Genomic DNA, 580 nt, shown 5'->3' with positions numbered 1-580 from the left:
GTCCATTAAGAGGAGTGTGGGGTTCACCGCGGGCGCCCGCGCAATCGCAACCCGCTGCTGCATGCCGCCGGAAAGCTCGCCGGGCAGTTTGTTCATAAAGTCCTGCAGCCCGACGCGGCGCAGGAACTCCTCCGCCACCTCTGCAAGCTGCTTGGCGCTTTCCTGCCGCACCTGCTTCATGCCGAAGACGACATTCTGCTTCGCCGTCATCCACGGGAACAGCGTGTACTGCTGAAACACCACCGCTCGCTCTTTGCCGGTTCCCTTCACCGGAACGCCGTCTATCAGCACCTGCCCGCTCGACGGCGAGACCAGCCCCGTCAATACGCTGAGCAGCGTACTTTTACCGCAGCCGGACGAACCAACGATGCAGACGAATTGCCCGTCCTCGACGGTGGTGCTGATATCCTTCAGCGCGAGGAACTCGGCATCATCCATGCGGTAGGTCAGGCTCAAATCCCGTATCTCGATTTTGCTCATCCGCCCCACGTCCTACTCCAACACTTTGTCCAGTCTTCGCTCATATCCCGCCCTTGCTCCAGACTTATCCCGTATGCCGTCCCCTGCTTGAAAAAAAAAA

General features: G+C 59.5%; 1 protein-coding gene. It reads right to left on the bottom strand.

Annotation, left to right across the window (positions count from 1 at the left end; translation table 11 throughout):
• A partial coding sequence (locus tag AWU74_RS07530) for an ABC transporter ATP-binding protein (RefSeq protein WP_162505031.1) occupies nt 1-480 on the bottom strand: 480 nt, incomplete at its 3' end.
• Between the last annotated feature and the right edge of the window lie 100 nt (nt 481-580).

Source organism: Treponema endosymbiont of Eucomonympha sp., assembly GCF_001028545.1.
The sequence above is the reverse complement of the archived record's forward strand: the minus strand, read 5'-3'. Positions and strand labels throughout refer to the sequence as shown.